At 30.9% G+C, this 18,553-nt stretch carries 20 protein-coding genes and 1 pseudogene; 13 read left to right on the top strand and 8 right to left on the bottom strand.

The annotated features are described in order from the left end of the window. The 8 genes from CIW83_RS16490 to CIW83_RS16455 all read left to right on the top strand — a co-directional run. Positions 1 to 708: LysM peptidoglycan-binding domain-containing protein (locus CIW83_RS16490; RefSeq protein WP_143598577.1), on the top strand; the 708-nt coding region annotated here is incomplete at its 5' end. A gap of 315 nt (positions 709 to 1,023) precedes the next feature. Next, on the top strand, positions 1,024 to 1,314 hold the full coding sequence (locus tag CIW83_RS16485; RefSeq protein WP_094903185.1) for a DUF2325 domain-containing protein: 291 nt from the start codon (positions 1,024 to 1,026) through the stop codon (positions 1,312 to 1,314). A 211-nt stretch (positions 1,315 to 1,525) separates the two neighbouring features. Beyond that, the gene (locus CIW83_RS16480; protein WP_094903183.1) at positions 1,526 to 1,738 is read left to right on the top strand and encodes a FeoA family protein; all 213 of its coding nucleotides are present in this window, start codon (positions 1,526 to 1,528) and stop codon (positions 1,736 to 1,738) included. 16 nt (positions 1,739 to 1,754) lie between these two features. Further along, the gene (locus CIW83_RS16475; protein WP_094903181.1) at positions 1,755 to 1,976 is read left to right on the top strand and encodes a ferrous iron transport protein A; all 222 of its coding nucleotides are present in this window, start codon (positions 1,755 to 1,757) and stop codon (positions 1,974 to 1,976) included. Positions 1,977 to 2,003: 27 nt separating this feature from the next. Continuing rightward, positions 2,004 to 4,157, top strand: coding sequence for a ferrous iron transport protein B (gene feoB / locus CIW83_RS16470; RefSeq protein WP_094903179.1), 2,154 nt, complete (start codon positions 2,004 to 2,006; stop codon positions 4,155 to 4,157). Between the two features lie 3 nt (positions 4,158 to 4,160). After that, positions 4,161 to 4,307, top strand: coding sequence for a FeoB-associated Cys-rich membrane protein (locus CIW83_RS16465; protein WP_094903177.1), 147 nt, complete (start codon positions 4,161 to 4,163; stop codon positions 4,305 to 4,307). Positions 4,308 to 4,357: 50 nt separating this feature from the next. Continuing rightward, the gene (locus tag CIW83_RS16460; RefSeq protein ID WP_094903193.1) at positions 4,358 to 4,783 is read left to right on the top strand and encodes a flavodoxin; all 426 of its coding nucleotides are present in this window, start codon (positions 4,358 to 4,360) and stop codon (positions 4,781 to 4,783) included. A 10-nt stretch (positions 4,784 to 4,793) separates the two neighbouring features. Beyond that, on the top strand, positions 4,794 to 5,432 hold the full coding sequence (locus CIW83_RS16455) for a DUF3793 family protein (protein ID WP_094903175.1): 639 nt from the start codon (positions 4,794 to 4,796) through the stop codon (positions 5,430 to 5,432). A 145-nt stretch (positions 5,433 to 5,577) separates the two neighbouring features. Here the strand turns inward: CIW83_RS16455 and CIW83_RS16450 are convergent, their stop codons facing one another. The 5 genes from CIW83_RS16450 to CIW83_RS16430 form a co-directional block, all read right to left on the bottom strand. After that, complete coding sequence (locus CIW83_RS16450) at positions 5,578 to 6,381, bottom strand: hypothetical protein (RefSeq protein ID WP_094903173.1); 804 nt, start codon at positions 6,379 to 6,381, stop codon at positions 5,578 to 5,580. 243 nt (positions 6,382 to 6,624) lie between these two features. Beyond that, the gene (locus CIW83_RS16445; protein WP_235601380.1) at positions 6,625 to 7,263 is read right to left on the bottom strand and encodes an ABC transporter ATP-binding protein; all 639 of its coding nucleotides are present in this window, start codon (positions 7,261 to 7,263) and stop codon (positions 6,625 to 6,627) included. A gap of 61 nt (positions 7,264 to 7,324) precedes the next feature. Beyond that, positions 7,325 to 7,879, bottom strand: coding sequence for a TetR/AcrR family transcriptional regulator (locus CIW83_RS16440; protein WP_201259962.1), 555 nt, complete (start codon positions 7,877 to 7,879; stop codon positions 7,325 to 7,327). Positions 7,880 to 8,040: 161 nt separating this feature from the next. Next, positions 8,041 to 8,712, bottom strand: a complete 672-nt coding sequence (locus CIW83_RS16435; protein WP_235601381.1) for a YibE/F family protein — start codon at positions 8,710 to 8,712, stop codon at positions 8,041 to 8,043. Positions 8,713 to 8,744: 32 nt separating this feature from the next. Beyond that, positions 8,745 to 9,116 carry a hypothetical protein gene (locus CIW83_RS16430; RefSeq protein WP_094903169.1) on the bottom strand — a complete coding sequence of 124 codons (372 nt, stop codon included), beginning with the start codon at positions 9,114 to 9,116 and terminating at the stop codon, positions 8,745 to 8,747. A gap of 127 nt (positions 9,117 to 9,243) precedes the next feature. Between CIW83_RS16430 and CIW83_RS16425 the strand changes: the two genes are divergently transcribed. Together CIW83_RS16425 and CIW83_RS16420 are read left to right on the top strand one after the other, a co-directional pair. Next, a complete protein-coding gene (locus CIW83_RS16425) occupies positions 9,244 to 10,206 on the top strand; it encodes a helix-turn-helix transcriptional regulator (RefSeq protein ID WP_094903167.1) in 963 nt (320 codons plus the stop codon). Between the two features lie 288 nt (positions 10,207 to 10,494). Continuing rightward, a pseudogene (locus tag CIW83_RS16420) lies at positions 10,495 to 11,910 on the top strand (MATE family efflux transporter). A gap of 156 nt (positions 11,911 to 12,066) precedes the next feature. Here CIW83_RS16420 and CIW83_RS16415 read toward each other — a convergent pair. Continuing rightward, positions 12,067 to 12,924 carry a CPBP family intramembrane glutamic endopeptidase gene (locus tag CIW83_RS16415; RefSeq protein ID WP_094903165.1) on the bottom strand — a complete coding sequence of 286 codons (858 nt, stop codon included), beginning with the start codon at positions 12,922 to 12,924 and terminating at the stop codon, positions 12,067 to 12,069. Between the two features lie 168 nt (positions 12,925 to 13,092). On the opposite strand from CIW83_RS16415, the gene CIW83_RS16410 reads away from it, so the two are divergent. Next, positions 13,093 to 14,055, top strand: a complete 963-nt coding sequence (locus tag CIW83_RS16410) for a hypothetical protein (RefSeq protein WP_094903163.1) — start codon at positions 13,093 to 13,095, stop codon at positions 14,053 to 14,055. Positions 14,056 to 14,153: 98 nt separating this feature from the next. Continuing rightward, positions 14,154 to 15,374: a DUF438 domain-containing protein gene (locus CIW83_RS16405; RefSeq protein WP_094903161.1), complete on the top strand. Its 1,221-nt coding sequence runs from the start codon at positions 14,154 to 14,156 to the stop codon at positions 15,372 to 15,374. 22 nt (positions 15,375 to 15,396) lie between these two features. On the opposite strand, the gene CIW83_RS16400 is transcribed toward CIW83_RS16405, so the two are convergent. Beyond that, positions 15,397 to 15,873 carry a C-GCAxxG-C-C family protein gene (locus CIW83_RS16400; protein ID WP_094903159.1) on the bottom strand — a complete coding sequence of 159 codons (477 nt, stop codon included), beginning with the start codon at positions 15,871 to 15,873 and terminating at the stop codon, positions 15,397 to 15,399. A 49-nt stretch (positions 15,874 to 15,922) separates the two neighbouring features. Then, positions 15,923 to 16,852: a TDT family transporter gene (locus CIW83_RS16395; RefSeq protein WP_094903157.1), complete on the bottom strand. Its 930-nt coding sequence runs from the start codon at positions 16,850 to 16,852 to the stop codon at positions 15,923 to 15,925. Positions 16,853 to 17,176: 324 nt separating this feature from the next. On the opposite strand from CIW83_RS16395, the gene CIW83_RS16390 reads away from it, so the two are divergent. Then, positions 17,177 to 18,535, top strand: a complete 1,359-nt coding sequence (locus CIW83_RS16390) for a YjiH family protein (RefSeq protein WP_094903155.1) — start codon at positions 17,177 to 17,179, stop codon at positions 18,533 to 18,535. Positions 18,536 to 18,553 lie beyond the last annotated feature (18 nt).

Genomic DNA, 18,553 nt, shown 5'->3' with positions numbered 1-18,553 from the left:
CCAACATGTCCAGTGGGAACATTCTCCTATACAATAAAAGCTGGAGATACGCTTCATATGCTAGCAATGACATTTAATACAACAGTAGAAGCAATACTAGCAGTAAATCCAGGGCTTAATCCAAATAATCTACAAGTAGGTCAAGTGATTTGTATACCAAGGGGTACACCGACACCACCATGTAATGGAGTATATTATGCAGTGAGATCAGGAGACACCTTATTTAGTATTGCAGCGATGTTTAATATACCTTTGGCAACTTTAATGGCAGCTAATCCAGGTGTTGATCCAAATAATCTTCAGGTAGGTCAATTGATTTGTATTCCCAAGGTAGAACCACCAACTCCTTGCCATTGTTCAGGTGGAACAGTATATGTAGTTAGAGAAAATGATAACTTGGGAACTATTTTATTAAGATTTAATGTATCAGTAATGGATTTAATGGCAGCTAATCCAAATGTGAACTTGGATAGACTTACTCCAGGTCAAGAAATTTGTATAATGCCTCATGTTGATATGGGATGCCCCTGTCCCACGGGTGCTAAAAAATATACTATAACTCAAGGGGATATTCCATCAAGCGGAGCAGCAGTAGTAGCATTAGCTCAAAAATTTAATATATCCGTTTCGGCCCTAATGATGATGAATGCAAACTTAACTCCGTCAGATTTCGTAGTGGGTAAAGCAATTTGTGTTCCTAATATGTAATAAAAGGTCCCCATTTGGGGACTTTTATATTGATAAAAATAAAAGGAAATATATTATAAGTTTTTATTGACATTTAATAGTTATTTTGATATCATACGATACAAATAAAAGAATAATTATGTCAATTATTATAGGGATAAAAGTAACTACTTGATAGGAAAGTGGTTTTTTTTAAAAGGCTAATTGATAATGATTATCAATTAGCGAATTATATTAAGGATAATAGTAAAAGCCTTAACTAATTTTCAAAAGAAAGGAGGGAGTCCTTTAGCATAAATAATATATTATAAGCATTTTTATGTTAAAGGGTACATAATGTGCATAGTTTTAGTAGGCGGACACGATAGAATGCATGATGATTATAGGGAGATCGGAGATAAACACGGATATAAGATGAAAATTTTTACACAGATGCCATCTAGATTTAATAAGAATATTGGAGAGCCACAAGCTATTGTTTTATTTACAAATACGGTTTCTCATAAGATGGCACTTACTGCTACCAAAGAGGCCAAGAGGAAAAAGATACCTATATTGAGATGTCATACAAGCAGTAAAAATTCTCTTGAAGAAACATTACTTCAATTAAAAGTTAAGGTTTGTTAATATCTAGTAGAGTAATATAAGAATGCGGCAAACTTAGATATTACGAATTTAACTAATAAACATATAATATAATTTATAAAATTGATTTTTAATTAAGAGCAAAATCAATATTTTTTTACAACAATATTGATAATGATTATCAATATCGATACAATAGTATTAATTAGATTTTTATTTATTCAACAAAGTTAGAGAAGAAAGGAGATGAAGTATGATGCCTCTCACATTTGTAAATGAAGGTGAAAAAATCTCAATAAAGCAGATAAACGGAAGAGATGAGACTAAAAGATTTTTAGGCAGTTTAGGATTTGTCGTTGGCGAGGATATAGTAATTATATCTAAAATCAAGGGAAATCTTATTGTAGATGTAAAGGATACAAGGGTAGCCATCGATAGCCAGATGGCTAGTAAAATTTTAGTTTAAAGAGGAGGAATAAAAAATGAAAACCCTTAATCAAATTGCTTGCGGAGAAACTGTAACTGTATTAAAACTTCATGGTGAAGGTTCTATTAAGCGCAGGATTATGGATATGGGATTGACAAAAGGTACACAGGTTATGGTTAGAAAGGTGGCTCCTTTAGGAGACCCTATAGAGCTAAATGTTCGTGGATATGAGCTTAGTATAAGGAAAAATGATGCCAAAATGGTGGAAGTAGATTAAGAAAATTATGAGAGGAGGAATAATCTTATGTCTAAAACAATTGCATTGGCAGGAAATCCCAATAGTGGGAAAACAACTATGTTTAATGATTTGACTGGAAGTAATCAGCACGTAGGTAACTGGCCCGGGGTAACAGTTGAGAAAAAAGATGGGAGGCTAAAGGCTAATAAAGATATTATTATTCAAGATTTACCTGGTATATATTCATTGTCTCCATATTCATTGGAAGAGGTTGTATCAAGGAATTATTTAATTAAAGAAAAACCAGATGCAATAATTAATATTGTTGATGCTTCAAATCTTGAAAGGAACCTATATCTTACTACTCAGCTTACAGAGATTGGAGTTCCAGTAGTTGTAGCACTTAATATGATCGATATCGTTAAGAAAAATGGTGATATCATAGATATTAAAAAGCTTAGCAAAGCTTTAGGATGTGAAGTGGTTGAAACATCTGCTATTAAAGGTATTGGTTCCAAGGACGCTGTGGAAAAAGCTGTGGCTCTCGTACAATCAAATGCTAAATCTGTTCCACAGCATACTTTTTCGGAACCAGTTGAAGATGCGCTAAATAGAATCAGTGATTTAGTTGAAGATAAGATTAACAGCTCAAGTATAAGATGGTATGCTATAAAGTTATTTGAGCGAGATAAGGAAATATTAAAAGAAACATCCTTTAGAACCGAATTACAGCAACAGATAGAAGATATAATTGTAGATTGTGAACAGAAATTTGACGATGATAGTGAAAGTATTATCACAAATGAACGGTACACATACATATCATCCATTATTAAACAATGTTTCAAGGTAAAGAATAAATCTAGACTTACTACATCAGATAAGATTGATAGAATTGTAACTAATCGAATTTTGGCATTACCGATTTTTGCAATAGTTATGTTTCTTATTTATTATATTTCTATTTCCACTGTAGGAACAGCTATGACTGACTGGGTAAATGACAGTCTATTTGGTGAAATAGTTCCTGAAGCCATAGGAGGTTTTCTTGAAAGTATGGGAACTGCCGAGTGGCTAAGTTCATTGATTCTTGATGGAATTGTTGCAGGTGTAGGAGCCGTTCTTGGTTTCTTGCCTCAAATGCTTGTATTGTTTTTATGCTTAGCGATTTTAGAAGATTGTGGATATATGGCTCGTATTGCCTTTGTAATGGATAGGATATTTAGAAAATTTGGTTTGTCTGGTAAGTCATTTATACCAATATTAGTATCTACTGGATGTGGTGTTCCTGGAATTATGGCTTCTCGTACTATTGAAAATGATAATGAACGTAGAATGACAGTCATGACAACAACTTTTATGCCTTGTGGTGCCAAATTACCTATAATTGCATTGATTTCTGGTGCACTATTTCCAGAATCAGTATGGGTAGCCCCATCTGCATATTTTGTAGGTATAGCAGCTATCATTGTTTCAGGCATTATGTTGAAGAAGACCAAATTATTTGCAAGTGAGCCGTCACCTTTTATCATAGAATTGCCAGCATACCATCTTCCAAAGGTTAAAGGCGTTTTAAGAACTATGTATGAGCGTGGTTTAGCCTTCGTAAAAAAAGCAGGAACTATTGTATTATTAGCAACGATTTTAATTTGGTTCTTGAGCAGTTTCAACTGGTCAATGCAAATGGTTGATGCGGAAGAATCTATTTTAGCTGGTATAGGTAATGTCATTGCACCGATATTTTCACCTTTAGGATGGGGAGATTGGAAACCGGCAGTTGCGTCTATTACTGGGCTTATAGCAAAAGAAAATGTAGTAGGGACCTTTGGAATTCTCTATGGATTTGCTGAAGTAGCAGAAGATGGTGCTGAATATTGGCCTCAATTTGCAGCTGCTTTTACTCAATTATCTGCATATTCATTCCTTATATTCAATCTATTGTGTGCACCTTGCTTTGCTGCCATAGGAGCACTTAGAAGGGAAATGATGTCTGGTAAATGGACTATTTTTGCCATAGGATATCAATGTGCTCTTGCATATGTTGTATCTCTAATTGTGTATCAGATTGGAATGCTTATTCAAGGCAATGGATTTGGCATTGGTACTGTATTTGCCTTTATCTTTGCTGCTTTGATGATATTTATGTTATTTAAAAAACCATATTCCCCTGATCAAGTCCAAAAACAATCTAAGGGGAAAGAAGGAATGGCGGTGAGATAATTTATGGGAACATACATTGTTGGTGCTATTGTATTGATAGCTATAGCTTTAGCTATACGCAGTATATATAAATCAAAGAAAAATGGCAGTGGCTGTGGATGTGGATGCAGCGGCTGTGATCAATCTGAAAGTGGAAATAGTTGTCATTAACAATACTATTAAATAAATCTAAGTTCAAACTAGAAAGGAAGGTAGTAAATATGAAAAAAGTATCTGTAATATATTGGTCAGGCACAGGTAATACAGAAGAAATGGCTAATTTAATAGCCAAAGGAGCACAGGAAAATGGTTCTGAAGTAAAGTTAATTCCTGTTGGAAATGCAAAAATAGAAGATGTAGTTAATTCAGATATATTATTGCTAGGTTCTCCTTCAATGGGAAGTGAGACAATTGAAGAAAGTGAAATGGAACCTTTTGTAGAGTCTATAAAAGATAGTGTAAAGGATAAAACTGTAGGATTATTTGGCTCTTATGATTGGGGAGATGGAGAATGGATGAGGAACTGGGTCGAAAGAATGGGTTCCTATGGAGTAAATATATTTGAAGAAGGGTGTATAGTTAACTTATTCCCTGAGGGAGAAGAAGCAAATAAATGTATGGACTATGGTAGAAGGATTGTAGAATAGGAAGTAAATAATGGCTGGCAATTTGTTAATGAGTTTCTTAAATAAAATTGAATTATTAGACGAAGATGAATATGCAGAAAATTTTATCGGATGTATGTTATCTCCAGTTATTACAGGCATTAAGCCAGCATCTACTATCACATTAAAAAATTGTAGAAGAAAGCTTTATAATTACTGGAATGAAAATGGCTGTAATATATTGGGGCGATATAATCTAGAGTCGATTACGCTTCAAGAAACAAAGGAAGGCATTGTTTTGCTAGTTTATGATAGGTCTAATCTTTCCGAACATCTAAGATTAGAAAAAAATCATAAGCTATTATGTGAATTTGGCTATAATAATAATTTTCAATTGGAACGATGCTTGAATTGCCTGAGAGAAAGGATAGTCAATGGTAGTTTTCCCCATGAAAGTGGTATATTTTTAGGTATACCATATGAGGATGTAATAGGGTTTATTAATGGAGATAAATGCTTATTTAACGGGTATTGGAAAGTGTATACCAATAACTATGATCACAGAGAAATTTTTTCATTATATGATGAATCAAAGAAGGTTTACATATTAAATATCTTGGAAAATAGAAAAAATAAAATAAAAAATTTATATGTAAACCACAAACAATTATTATATGAGTGTAATAGTTAAAATAACTTTCCATAAAAAAGAAAAATCCTAATTAGGATTTTTCTTTTTTATTAGTTTCAAGTTAGGACATATAAATAGACAGAAAGATTTACCTAACATTAAAAGCTACTCTAATAAATATTGACTGTGGCTTTTAATATACAATTTATATTGGTAAATTCTTTTCATCAAATACAATAATTCCTCCAATGTACAATGTAACAGTAATAATTATAAGCACAAGCATTTGTATCAAAATATTTTCACCATGAATTATATCAAGTGGGCTAAACAATGAAAAAATAGTAAGATATTTCAATATTTTTATATCTCCATTTGCGTTATGAAGCATTTGAATAAGCAAAAACCCAATCGGTAAACCTGCACCCAACATAAGAGATAATTTACTTTCATTAAAAAGACAAGAAGCGAAAAAACAAATACCACTGATTGCATAATGAAGTAGCAATACACCAAAATTCACTTTAATAAATGCACTTATGTCCAAAAGTCCTGAAAACCTCATTTCACAGATGAAAATGCCCCAAACTGTTACAAAGGCTACTAGAGAAGTAATTGCTGCCAGTAGAAACATACCTTGTGTAAACGCAACTTTTTTTCTTGAAATAGGAGTGGAAAGAACGCTTGCCATTGAACCTCTATCCACTAGTTTCGCCACAAGAGTGTTACCAAGAATAATATAACATACCATGGGAAGAGCCAGCATTAAAAGTCCATAGAAATAAGAGGAGATAAATCCTACAAGACTTGTGTCTGTTAAAGTGAATCCGAATGCTGCAAGCAGCTCTGGTGATAATTTCAGTGCGGCGAGCTGATTCAATATATCCAAATCATTGGGATCAAACATTCCTATTATGATGGTCATATACATTGCAAGAACACCTAGAAAGATAAGTATCAACTTATAATTTGACCTTAGAGTATTTTTTAAAAGCACTGAGTTAAGCATTATTTTCACCTCCATAATATGACATAAATACTTCTTCAAGACTCTGGGATACTACATCAATACCTGTTACGGGATGACGGTCTAATGCTGTTGTCAGTGCCTTGATATTATCTTTTATTGCAACATGAACCTTATCTCCATTTATGGAGATAATCTCCAGAGGTTCGGTGGCGAAATCCTTGGCAGCCTTCTCGTTTCGTAGGGAAATACTATATATTTTTCGCTGTGCCTTTTTGAGATTTTCTACCGTTTCGATTGTGACAAATCTACCTTTTTAATAATACCAATACGGTCACAAGTACGCTCCACTTCTTCAAAGCTATGAGATGACATCAGAATTGTTTTACCTTTGCTTTTCTCATTGAGTATAAGTTCAATAAATTTATTTTGCATGAGAGGATCAAGTCCAGATGTGGGTTCGTCGAGAATAAGTGTTGACGGGTCATGCATAAAAGCACTGACAATTCCGATTTTCTGTTTCATCCCTTTTGACATTTTCTTGATGCGTCCGCTGGGATCAAGTTCAAAGTATGATATTAATTCGTTCATCTTTTCAAAGTTTTTCATACCACGCATATTTGCTATAAATTTTAGATATCCGATTCCGCTCATGTCGTCAAAAAATGCTATTTCACCTGGAAGATATCCTAAGTCCCTTTGAATCTGTTCAGCATCAGTTCTACAATTTAACTGACCGATATGGCATTCTCCTTTGTCAGCATTCAGAAATCCAAGTAGATGACGAATAGTTGTAGTTTTTCCAGCGCCGTTTGGTCCTAGATATCCGAAAACCTCACCCTTGTGTATTTCAAAGCTTAAATCAAAAATCCCTCTGTTTTTTCCATAATCCTTTGTTAAATTTGAAACCGTGATTACACTCATAGATATTCCTCCTTGTATGATATGTTTTTAAGCATCTTTGACCATATTCCGTATTTGTCTATTAATTCATCAAGTACAAATGTGGTATCTTGTCTTTGTTTTTCATGGAGATAGCATCTGTCATCCATATTAGCATTTGTAATATATCTTGTGGATTGATTTCAGGCTTAAATTTTGAATAATCTATTTTTGAAAAATATTTTGCTAAAAATCCAGAAGTTGGATTCTGAAATTTCTTGTTAATATCATCTGATACATCTTCCCTTTGAGAATAAAATGCCCGCATTATAAATTCCATGATATGGGGAGATTTGTGTAAAAGCTTATATTTCTGTAAAGCTGCATATTCACAAAGCTCAAAAAAGTCGGTTATTTCATTAAAATGGAGATCAATGATACTTTCTTTGATAAGTTTTTCTGCATATGAATATAAGAATAGATATAGAGATTTTTTATTATGGAAGTAGTAAAAAAGTAGTCCCTTAGATATATTTGCACGAGAAGCAATTTCCTCAGTTGAGGCTTTCTTATATTCGTTTTTTGCAAACACTTCAAAGCCAGCATTTATTATTCGCATCTGTTTTTCTTCTGGTAATTCATAAAATTTATTATTCATAAGGGCTCCTTTCTGACTATATTGGTTTAACCAAAATAGTCAATATAATATTATTGTATTATATTGACTATTTTTTTCAAGGCTCTGTTAATCGAAAAGACAACATCAAAGAGGTCAGAAGGTTAAATAATTGATTTTAACTTTGATTTTGCATATAAATTTTATGCTTTTATAGAAGCTATAAGAGAAGTTATAGGTATTGTCAAAACTAGACCTATACTACCACTTAGAGAACGCAAAATTTCTTCGGCAATAAATTCCATATTTACTGCATTCATAAAAGATGTATTCATATCTATGAGTAATAAGAATAAAGGTAAAGAGGCACCTGCATATGCTAAAATCAAGGTGTTTGCCATAGTAGACATAACATCCTTTCCCACATTTAAACCTGATTTAAATAAAGATACAGATGATGTATTAGGATATTGTTTTTTAATTTCAAAGATAAAAGAAGTAATAGACATGCCAATATCCATTACAGCACCCATAGTGCCTAAAATAATGCCACTAAATAATAAACCACGATAATCTATGATTAGGTCTGTATGAGTCACTAATGTTTGTACATAATCATCAGTAAATCCTGTCAAAGCCATTAGATTTCCAAAATAGAAGGCACATAATCCAGCTATAACTGTTCCTCCTATAGTGCTTATAATGGCACAAAAACTTTTTTTACTGAAACCACTTATTAATAAAAAGTTTATCAATATAGCTATAGAAGAGGTAATTATAGTAGCCAATATAGAATTAAAACCATTTAATATTAAAGGTATCAAGCAAAATATAATTAGTAAAAAAGTTAATAAAAGAGAAAAAACTGCAAGAATCCCCTTTAATCCTCCAAATATAACTAAGGTAACTATAAAAAAATAGTGAGTATTTTAATTGTGTTTCTTCGATTGATATCAAAGAAACTAGCACTCTCAATATTTCCATTTACGAGTTTTAAAGAAACTATAATAGACATACCATTTTTAAAATTGATATCTAAGGAAGTTCCTCCAATTGGCATGTGCTCCAGAGTAATGGTTTTATTTTCATGAGGTCCTTCTATAAACTTCACTCTAATTTTATATATTTTAATATCATTCTTTAGAATTTCCTTAACATCAGTAATTGTAGCTGTATAGTATTTGTATTCATAATTTTCCTCAGCATATATATAAGTAAAATATGAAAGTATAGATATTAAAATTATAATAAAAACACTAATTTTATATAATTTATTCATAATGACCTCCTCTATTGTGCATTAATATTATCTCCCCTAAAATAATAGCAGTTAAAGCTTAACCATAGATACTATTGCTTCATTTGTATGTATCTTCTTTTTATAATATGAAATATATTTTAATTTAATGGAAAATAGATGTTTAACTCGAACTGTAATAAAACCTACGTTTATTCAGTATAAAGTAAATGATAATATTGGAAGTGGGCTAATTAGTAGAGTAATTCTAAATCAAGGATTAGAATTTTATTTAAGTACAGATTATACAGGAACTACACAGGTTTCAAATTCAGAGCTTAAGTATAAGAATTTTTTTGAAATTAATTACTGTATAAGTGGTCAATCAATTGTATATCTAGAAAATAAAAAAGAAAGTATAAATATAAAAGAAGGGGATTTGGTATTTCATACAAATGATGATTTATCTTTATCAGAGTGTTTTATAATGGAAATGAAAAATTATAATGGATTTATAATATCTTTATGTAATGATGAAATTAAAAAATTTTTCTTTCCAGAATGTGTAGAAGAAATGTTGGAAACATGGGAAAAGTCCATGAAAGCCATATTTAAAGGGAAGAGTTATTTTAAAGTAAAGGCTCCTCCTAGTATAGAATGGAGCATAAGGGAATTGCTTAGATATAATTATGATTTTAAAGATGCCATAAGCTTGCTTTTATGTCAAAGTAAGCTTATAGAAATCATATCAAAGAGTGTAAGTTATGGAATTAGTAAAAGAAAAGAGATAAATTTAAATAAGGCTGATATAGATGAAATATATAAAGCTAAAGATATATTGATGAACAATATCGAATCACCCCCTAGTATAAAAGAACTGTCAAGGATATGTAATATAAATCCATATAAATTAAAGAAAGGATTTAAAGAATTATTTAATAATACACCTTATGGATATTTAAGAGAAGTTAGACTGCATAAAGGAAGGTATTTACTTGAAAATACAGAGATGAATCTATCAGAAATTGCAAATATTGTAGGATATAATAACCCTAGTAAATTCTCAGAAGCTTTTAAGATTCAATTTAATATAACTCCTAGTGAATACAGAGAAGTGAATAAAAGCATATAAAATTATAACTAACCATTTTCTGAATAAATAGTGAATAACTCTCTGATAAATGTCTTAAATAATGACATAGGTGATGGTCATGAAATTACTTGAATCATTTGTTTCTTTCATAGTATATTTATTAGTAAGCTATAGTTATTTAGATGTCTAATGCTTATAGAATAGTAAGATTATCCCATAGAAAAAATCCTGTTTAGATTTAATAATCTGGACAGGATTTAAATTGTTAGGAAAGATTTAAATATCCTCATTTACTTGAGTTATTTTATATGAATTTTTTAGCTTGCAGTGGCTCTATTTACCAATCATTACAGAACTAGCTTGATAACAGCAATAGCTTCATCGAATCAAAAAGAAAAACAAAAGCAACTCATTTTATCCAGTAATTTATGGAAGGTTATATTTGAATTGTCATGGCCAGCAGTTATTGCTATGATTCTATATGGATTTAATACTTTTATTGATGGTGTGTTTGTTGGTCGTTATGTAGGAGAAACTGCCTTGGCAGGAGTTTCTGTAGCTTACAGATTAGTATGGATTAGGATCTTTGATAGGAGTTGGAGCTGGTTCAGTATTAAGTATTGCTTTAGGGAAAGATGATAAAAAAACGCAAGAACGCTTAATAGGTAATGTAAATTATCTTTCTTTAATCATAACATTAATTTATATGATATTAGGATTGCTTTTTTCAGCTCCATTAGTAAGAATTATGGGGGAGAAGGGGAAACATTAGTATTGGGAGATAGTTATTTGAGAATTACAATAATTGGCCCATTTTTCTGGATATATGGATTAGCGGGAAATATGATAGTAAGAGCCGAAGGGAAAATGAAGTCAGCAGCAGTAATGATGGGACTAGGGTTGATAGTTAATGTCATTGCCAACTATATACTTATGGTAGTATTTGACTTTGGAGTAAAAGAAGCTGCATGGGGTACAAATATTGGGATGTTTGTTTATACTCTTACAAATTGGATTTATTTTAGTAAAGGATTTTCTTCATTTAAAACAAAAGTTTTTGCAATTTATAGAGATAAAGATATAATAACGCAGACTATAGGATTAGGAATATCTTCTCTGATAATGAGTGTTATGACTGTAATACAAGGAGTTGTCGTTTTAAACCCAATATCTAAATATGGCACAGTTTCAGATCTGGCATTTTATGGATCAACATTTCGTGTTTTTAACTTCTTATTGACACCAATCTTTGGATTAATGCGTGCATTACAGCCAGTAGTGGGGATTAATTACGGAGCCAAACAATATGAACGTGCAATTGATTCCTTTAAAATATTTGCAGTTGCATCTACTTCACTTACATTACCATTTTGGCTTGTTTCTATGATATCTCCTGAATCTGTTTTAGGATTAATATCAGATAAAATTATTAACCCAACTAATTTAGTGTATTTCAGACTTAATATGTCTATATTACTGATATTATCCATAATCTTTATGGCAATGACATTTTTCCCTTCTATTAATAAGGGAAAACCAGCTGCTATAATTGGTATAGCAAGACAGCTAATTTTCTATATACCAGCAATGATAGTTTTACCTAAAATGATAGGAGTAGCTGGTGTTTATTATGGAGGGGTTGTAATTGATTCAATTATAGTTTTATGGACTGCAATTATGGTTAAAAAAGAATTTAATATATTAAGAAGGAAAGATGAAAAATCAAGATTAAAAGTTGCATGATTTATCTTATAAAACTAGGATAAACTTAGTAAAATGATATTGAAAAAAGTATCTCTCATTGCGAAGCTCGAGCCCTAATAGAGATACTTTTTTATTATTATATGGGGTCAATATACATGTACAGTAGTGTCTATACTGGGCAATAATAATACCTACTTAAAGTGAAAATATTATCAAAGCACTAAATCCTAAAAATATAAACATTGACAATATCAAAGGCAGGTTGAAAATCCTCTCATCAGATAAATCTTTATCTATTCTGAAAGGAATATTATTTATTTTAAATAATACTTTAATCAATTGAAATAAAAACATAACACCTAATAGAGCATAGAGAGTTAATAATAGAAAATTTGGATCCTCTGCATATCCAATATTAGGATTAGGAGGATATAAATAGTTTAATGTTAAAGGCAGACCATTATTTATCATATGAATAAGAATGCCTGCAAATATGGAATTAGTAGCGAATACAAGAAAAGAGGCTAAAAACCCTGCTATAAAGGTATGGAAAAATTGGAAAGAATTTAAATGTAACATTCCAAACATAAGACCATTCATTGTAGCAGCTACTAATCTAGATTTATTTCTATATCCATCTAATATAATTCCCCTCATTAAGATTTCTTCTAAAATAGCAGGAGTTATTGCAGTAAAAAATAGATTGAAAGCAAAGGTTTTATGAGTATCTTGAGATACTATATCTGCTAAAGTGCTTCCAAAAAAGTAAATATATAATTCAACAATTAGAAATATAAGGGGTAATGAGGTCAGCCATATAAGGAATATAATTATTGTACTTTTTAAGTCTAACATATCTGGCTTCAGTATTCTCTCCACTTCAGACCTATTGAAAAATAGATAAATACTAATAGGTATTAAAAACGCTATATATTGATATGAATTTGCTGGTGTAGGTAAGAATTGGCTAAATATAGACCATATAATTGTACAAAGATAAAATAAATTCACTTTATATATAGACTTTTCTTTTTTTAATATTTTGATATCCATAATAAACCACCCTTCATTTATGCATCTATACTATTGTATAATAAAATAAATAAAATAGAAATGCTTTTCATAGGATTTGTAATAGAAATGTAACGACTTATTATTAAGTATATGGTATAGTTTGGGTATAATAGTATTAATTAAATAATTATGAAAGTGGTGATATTTATGAAGAAGTCAATAAATATGGCTATAATTCTTATTTTAGTTGTTTTAGTTACAACTCTTTCAGGATGTAAAAAGAAAAGTCCAGCAATAACAGATCCTGTTAAAGATCCAGCAGGACCTACAGAAGATTTAGAGACAAATGAAAAAGATAGAGAAAAGATTATGGCAGAATTTAACAATGCTTTAAATGGTAAAGAGTTAGATAAGATAGTCTTTTTTATAGATGAGAATATAGGAAAGCTTTCTCAGATAGAAGGGGACAAGATGGTATCAGAATTAGAGAAAATACTTAATCAGTCCTTAGATGTTACAACCAATAAAATTTCTCAGGCAGATACTAATGGAGAACTAATGACTATTGCAGGCACAGAACTTTTCTTCCCAGAGGATAAAATAAAAGACATACAGAATGAAAAGCTTCGTGACGAGATTACAAAAACAATAAATAGTAAATATAAACTTATAAATTTAGAAGGAAGTTACTATCCAATAATAGACTATGAAAAAATAAAACAATACAATAATTATATTTCAGATGAAATAAAGGAATATATCGAGATTAAAGCTATGGACTCAAATGAGCCAGTAGCAATGGATGCTGGACTAAGAATTTCCTATGATGATTTGGCCGATAGAATAATAAAAACAGAGAAATATATAGAGAAATATTCTCAAGGACAGAGATATGAAGAAATGCTAGGAAACTATAAAAACAAACTAGCTCTTTATCTAGGAGGGCTAGATAATACTCCAATAGCTGATTTTGAAACAAAGAAGATTTATGATGATGTATTAGAAAGCTATAATAAAACAGCCAAAATAAAAGATTCAGCCACAGCATTTGTAGTAAATAAATATATTGATGTTATTAAAGAAAACAACAATTTAATAAATAAGGATGTAGAGGATAAGGTTGTATCACTTGTAAATGAAGCATTGTCTTCATTAGAAGTAAGTAAATAAAAGAATTGCTCCTATTTTAGGGGCAATTTTTTTATTTACTTAATTATATTAGCGTATAAGGGGTATTATATTAAGAAATAGAATATAGGAGTGATAAAATGAGTGAATTAATTAATAATAGAGAACATAGACAAAAGATACTTAAAGAAGTAATTAAAGAGCTACATGAAGGAAAAACGGTAGAAGAAGTAAAGGCCAAATTTGCTGAGGTAATTAAAGGAGTATCTGCCAAAGAAATATCAGAAATGGAGGTACAGCTTGTTAAAGAAGGATTACCTATAGAAGAAATACAAAACCTTTGTGATGTTCATGCGGCTGTATTTAAAGGCTCTATAGAAGAAATTCATCATCCTGAAGAAGTACCGGGACATCCTATTTATACTATGAGACAGGAAAATAAGGCAATAGAGGAACATATAGAAAATGTAATCAAGCCTAATTTGGTTAGATTTAAAGGAAATGACTCAAAGGAAAATATATTCACTTTAATCTCTGATATTAATTTACTCTGGGATATTGATAAACATTATAGCAGAAAGGAAAACCTAATATTTCCATATCTAGAGAAGTATGGAATCACAGCACCACCGAAGGTTATGTGGGGTGTAGATGATGAAATAAGAGCTAAAATAAAGGATATTAAATTATCTTTAACTTCCTATAAGGGAAATAAAGATGAGGTTGCTGAAAAAGTGGAGGAGATGCTAATTCAGGTAAAAGAAATGATATTTAAGGAAGATAGCATATTATTCCCTATGTGTTTAGACACTTTGACAGAAGATGAATGGATTAGCATATATGATGAGTCGGATGAGATAGGATATGCATTAATAGCTCCAGAAGGGAAATGGAATAGAGCAAGAGTAAATGTAGAACAAAAGGCAAAAGAAGAGACAAAGAATACAGTAGATGATGGTTATATAAAATTTGAAACAGGAATATTAACATCTAAGGAAATTAATTATATATTAAATAGTATACCTGGAGATATGACATTTGTAGATAAGGATAATATAGTTAAATATTTTTCCCAAGGAAAAGAAAGAATATTTGCCAGAACTAAGGCGGTGATTGGTAGATCAGTTGAAAACTGTCATCCGCCAGCATCTGTAAATGTAGTAGATAAGTTAGTAGACGATCTTAGAAGAGGAAAGAAAGATAGTGAAAGTTTTTGGATCAAGATGGGAGATAAATATATTTTAATTAGTTATTTTGCTGTGAGAGATGAAAAAGGAGAATTTCTAGGAACTTTAGAATTTACACAGGATATAGCCCCTATTCAAGCAATAACAGGAGAAAAAAGATTGATGTCAGAATAAAAAACCACCATTAGGTGGTTTTTTATTCTGCCGTTTCTGCAACTTCTACTTGGCCATCTTCTATTAATTTTGCTGCAACCCATTCTGCAACTTTTCCAGTTATTTCAATACAATGTTTTTTTCTTTCAGGACTCATGAAATTATCTCCAGCCCATTGTCTAGTAATAACTCTACAGCAAGTTGAACCATATTCATCTTTTATAAAATCATGTAATGATGCTGCCATAGGAAACATTTTTTCTTTCATTGGTTCACCATGAACTCTGCCATAAGCCATACCAAGAGCCATTTGCCCTCCACTTACTGCTCCACATAGGCAGCCTGATTTTCCCATACCAATTGGGAATCCTGAAGCCATTTTTACAATATTGTTATCATATGGATTTCCTAGCAAATTGTTGATGGTTTGAGCTACTGCTTCTGAACAGAAAAACTCTCCTCTTGCAAAATATCCTTCTGCTTCTTCCTTAACTTTTGCTAATAATTCTTCCTTAGTCATATAAAAAGCCTCCTTAAATTTATTTATATAATATTATCAATACAGTAGATTATTTAGCTGTTTCAGTTCTAGCAAATAAAAAGCCTATATATCTAATTAATACATAGATAACAATTGCCAAAGCCACTAATTCTTCAAAATTTACAACATACTTTAATATAGCTATTGGTTTCTCAATTTTAACTAAAAATCCATTAGTTAATTTAATAGAAATTGCGCTAATAACTAACGGGAAGGTAAAAGCTGAGTAAGATGGATAAAATTTTAGTTTCAATAACTTTGGTAATTGTAATAATACACATAAATATGAGAATTGAGATAAAGCAACTAATAACCAAACAATAAACATGTTTTTTTCTTGGAAGGAATTCATATATCCTGCTAGGCAAAGTGCAACAGGTGCAGCAAAAATTATTAGAGTTGGTAATGCAGGTTCAGGTATATCTTTAACTTTAAAAACTCTTTTAAGAACTATTGGCAATAATGCAAAATAAGATATGAAACCAAACCAGAATACAATTTGTCCAATATTTGCTTTATCAAATGCAGGAGCAGTTACAGATCCAACTACTATTCCAACATAAACGATAAACCAAGATGGGAAAACTTTTTTAATTCCAAAATTAAATAAATACTTTTTAGTAAAATAAATAATTAGAACTCCATGTAATACTAGCCCTATAATCCATATGCCAAATGCTAATGATGGAGCAAGTGGTTTAAGATATGTTGCTAAAAGCATAATTCCCATAGAAAGTGTAGGGAAAACACTTGCAACTACTGGATTGTCTATAGCTTCAGAAACACTTTTTGGGAACATAATAATTTTAACTAATACTAAAACTAAAATAATTGCCGATAATACACCAAAGATATTTCTGTATATTTCTCCATATGATAAGACTAAGTTTCCCATGGCTGCCAAAGCTAACATTAAACCAACAATTGGCACTGGTAATTTTTTAATAATTTCTTTCATTTGCATCTCTCCTTTTCTTTTAAATTTAAACACTATTCTACTTGGATAGACTATCATACCAATATAAACAAATCCAATAGAAAATATCTATAATAAAAAAAATGCTATAGATAAAATCTTGTTTTTATTATAGATATTTGTAAAGATTTCTTATATAATTAAGAGATATATAAATTTTTATGTCATATATTCCAAAATAATGAAAATTTGAAATATTCATATGATTTCTTGAAATTAGTGTTGTTTAGTGATATTATGATAATATAATAAAGAAAGGAGGGTAGTAAGGGATAAAAATAAATAAAATATGAGAGGGGGATTTCTATGTCTGATAAGACTAAGAAAAAATATTCTGGTGCAGATTATACACGGTTTATACTTCCATCTTTAATTGGTATTATGCTATTTATGATTCCTTTAAAATTTCAAGGGGAATATACGATTCCAGTTGCAATATTATCTAAAACTGTCGCATCAATATTAGAACCTGCACTACCAACTATAATTACTTTGCTCATTACTTTTACTGGTATAATGACCATAATTTATAAAGTATCAAAACCAAGCTTTATTGAGAAATCCAAGAATCTAAAGGGATTATTCAATGTAAATATATTCTGGTTCATAGTTAGAATCGTTGGTATGATATTCGTTATTTTGGCATACTTTGAAATAGGACCTGAATGGATATGGAATGAGAATACAGGAGGTTTGTTGTTACATGGGCTTTTGACAACTCTACTTACTATATTTTTCTTTGCTGCATTTTTACTTCCTTTATTATTGGATTTTGGACTACTGGAATTTGTTGGAGCAATGCTTACACCAGTTATGAGACCAATATTCAAGCTCCCGGGAAGATCTTCAATTGACTGTATTACTTCTTGGTTAGGTGATGGAACTATAGGTGTTCTACTCACAAATAATCAGTACGAAGAAGGATATTATACTACTAGAGAAGCATCTGTTATAGCTACAACATTCTCAGCAGTATCTATTACTTTTGCCTTAGTAGTATTAGCAGAAGTTGGTTTAGAACAACACTTTGTTCCTTATTATCTAGCAGTTACTTTTGCAGGAGTAGTTGCAGCTATTATAGTACCTCGTATACCTCCACTATCATGGAAGAAAGATGATTATCTAACAGATACTAGTAGAGATAATATGGAGAACCTGCCTGTAGGATACACTCCATTTACATGGGGACTTGATCAAGCTATTGAGAAGGCTAAAAACAGTACAGATATTAGTGGTTTTATTAAAGGTGGACTCCATAATGTCCTTGAGATGTGGGTAGGAGTTATGCCAGTAATCATGGCATTTGGAACTATAGCAACAATTTTAGCAGAGTTTACATCTGTATTTACTTTGTTAGGTATGCCATTTATCCCTATATTGAAACTATTAAACATACCTTTTGCAGTAGAAGCAAGTCAAACTATGATTATAGGTTTTGCAGATATGTTCTTACCATCTGTAATTGGTGCTAGTATAGAATCTGAGCTAACTAGATTTGTAATTGCAGGAACTTCTGTTACTCAACTTATATATTTATCAGAAGTAGGTGCTGTTATCTTAGGTTCCAAGATTCCTGTAAATGTTGGAGAGTTATTTATTATATTTATTGAGAGAACATTAGTGACATTACCAATTATTGCATTAGTAGGACATTTATTATTTTAAGAGGCTAAATAGCCTCTT

This window comes from Tissierella sp. P1, assembly GCF_002266425.1.
Classification (GTDB): Bacteria; Bacillota; Clostridia; order Tissierellales; family Tissierellaceae; genus Tissierella; species Tissierella carlieri.
Note: the sequence above shows the minus strand (reverse complement) of the source record. Positions and strands in the feature narration are given on the sequence as shown.

Excerpts from the sequence above, each read along its gene's own strand:
- CIW83_RS16445 (WP_235601380.1), bottom strand. The coding sequence starts at position 7,263 with ATGAGTGTAATCACGGTTTCAAATTTAACAAAGGATTATGGAAAAAAC.
- CIW83_RS16475 (WP_094903181.1), top strand. The coding sequence starts at position 1,755 with ATGAAAACCCTTAATCAAATTGCTTGCGGAGAAACTGTAACTGTATTA.
- CIW83_RS16455 (WP_094903175.1), top strand. The coding sequence starts at position 4,794 with ATGGCTGGCAATTTGTTAATGAGTTTCTTAAATAAAATTGAATTATTA.
- CIW83_RS16425 (WP_094903167.1), top strand. The coding sequence starts at position 9,244 with ATGGAAAATAGATGTTTAACTCGAACTGTAATAAAACCTACGTTTATT.
- CIW83_RS16450 (WP_094903173.1), bottom strand. The coding sequence starts at position 6,381 with ATGCTTAACTCAGTGCTTTTAAAAAATACTCTAAGGTCAAATTATAAG.
- CIW83_RS16480 (WP_094903183.1), top strand. The coding sequence starts at position 1,526 with ATGATGCCTCTCACATTTGTAAATGAAGGTGAAAAAATCTCAATAAAG.
- CIW83_RS16485 (WP_094903185.1), top strand. The coding sequence starts at position 1,024 with ATGTGCATAGTTTTAGTAGGCGGACACGATAGAATGCATGATGATTAT.
- CIW83_RS16400 (WP_094903159.1), bottom strand. The coding sequence starts at position 15,873 with ATGACTAAGGAAGAATTATTAGCAAAAGTTAAGGAAGAAGCAGAAGGA.
- CIW83_RS16440 (WP_201259962.1), bottom strand. The coding sequence starts at position 7,879 with ATGAATAATAAATTTTATGAATTACCAGAAGAAAAACAGATGCGAATA.
- feoB (WP_094903179.1), top strand. The coding sequence starts at position 2,004 with ATGTCTAAAACAATTGCATTGGCAGGAAATCCCAATAGTGGGAAAACA.
- CIW83_RS16465 (WP_094903177.1), top strand. The coding sequence starts at position 4,161 with ATGGGAACATACATTGTTGGTGCTATTGTATTGATAGCTATAGCTTTA.
- CIW83_RS16460 (WP_094903193.1), top strand. The coding sequence starts at position 4,358 with ATGAAAAAAGTATCTGTAATATATTGGTCAGGCACAGGTAATACAGAA.
- CIW83_RS16430 (WP_094903169.1), bottom strand. The coding sequence starts at position 9,116 with ATGAATAAATTATATAAAATTAGTGTTTTTATTATAATTTTAATATCT.
- CIW83_RS16415 (WP_094903165.1), bottom strand. The coding sequence starts at position 12,924 with ATGGATATCAAAATATTAAAAAAAGAAAAGTCTATATATAAAGTGAAT.
- CIW83_RS16405 (WP_094903161.1), top strand. The coding sequence starts at position 14,154 with ATGAGTGAATTAATTAATAATAGAGAACATAGACAAAAGATACTTAAA.
- CIW83_RS16395 (WP_094903157.1), bottom strand. The coding sequence starts at position 16,852 with ATGAAAGAAATTATTAAAAAATTACCAGTGCCAATTGTTGGTTTAATG.
- CIW83_RS16390 (WP_094903155.1), top strand. The coding sequence starts at position 17,177 with ATGTCTGATAAGACTAAGAAAAAATATTCTGGTGCAGATTATACACGG.
- CIW83_RS16410 (WP_094903163.1), top strand. The coding sequence starts at position 13,093 with ATGAAGAAGTCAATAAATATGGCTATAATTCTTATTTTAGTTGTTTTA.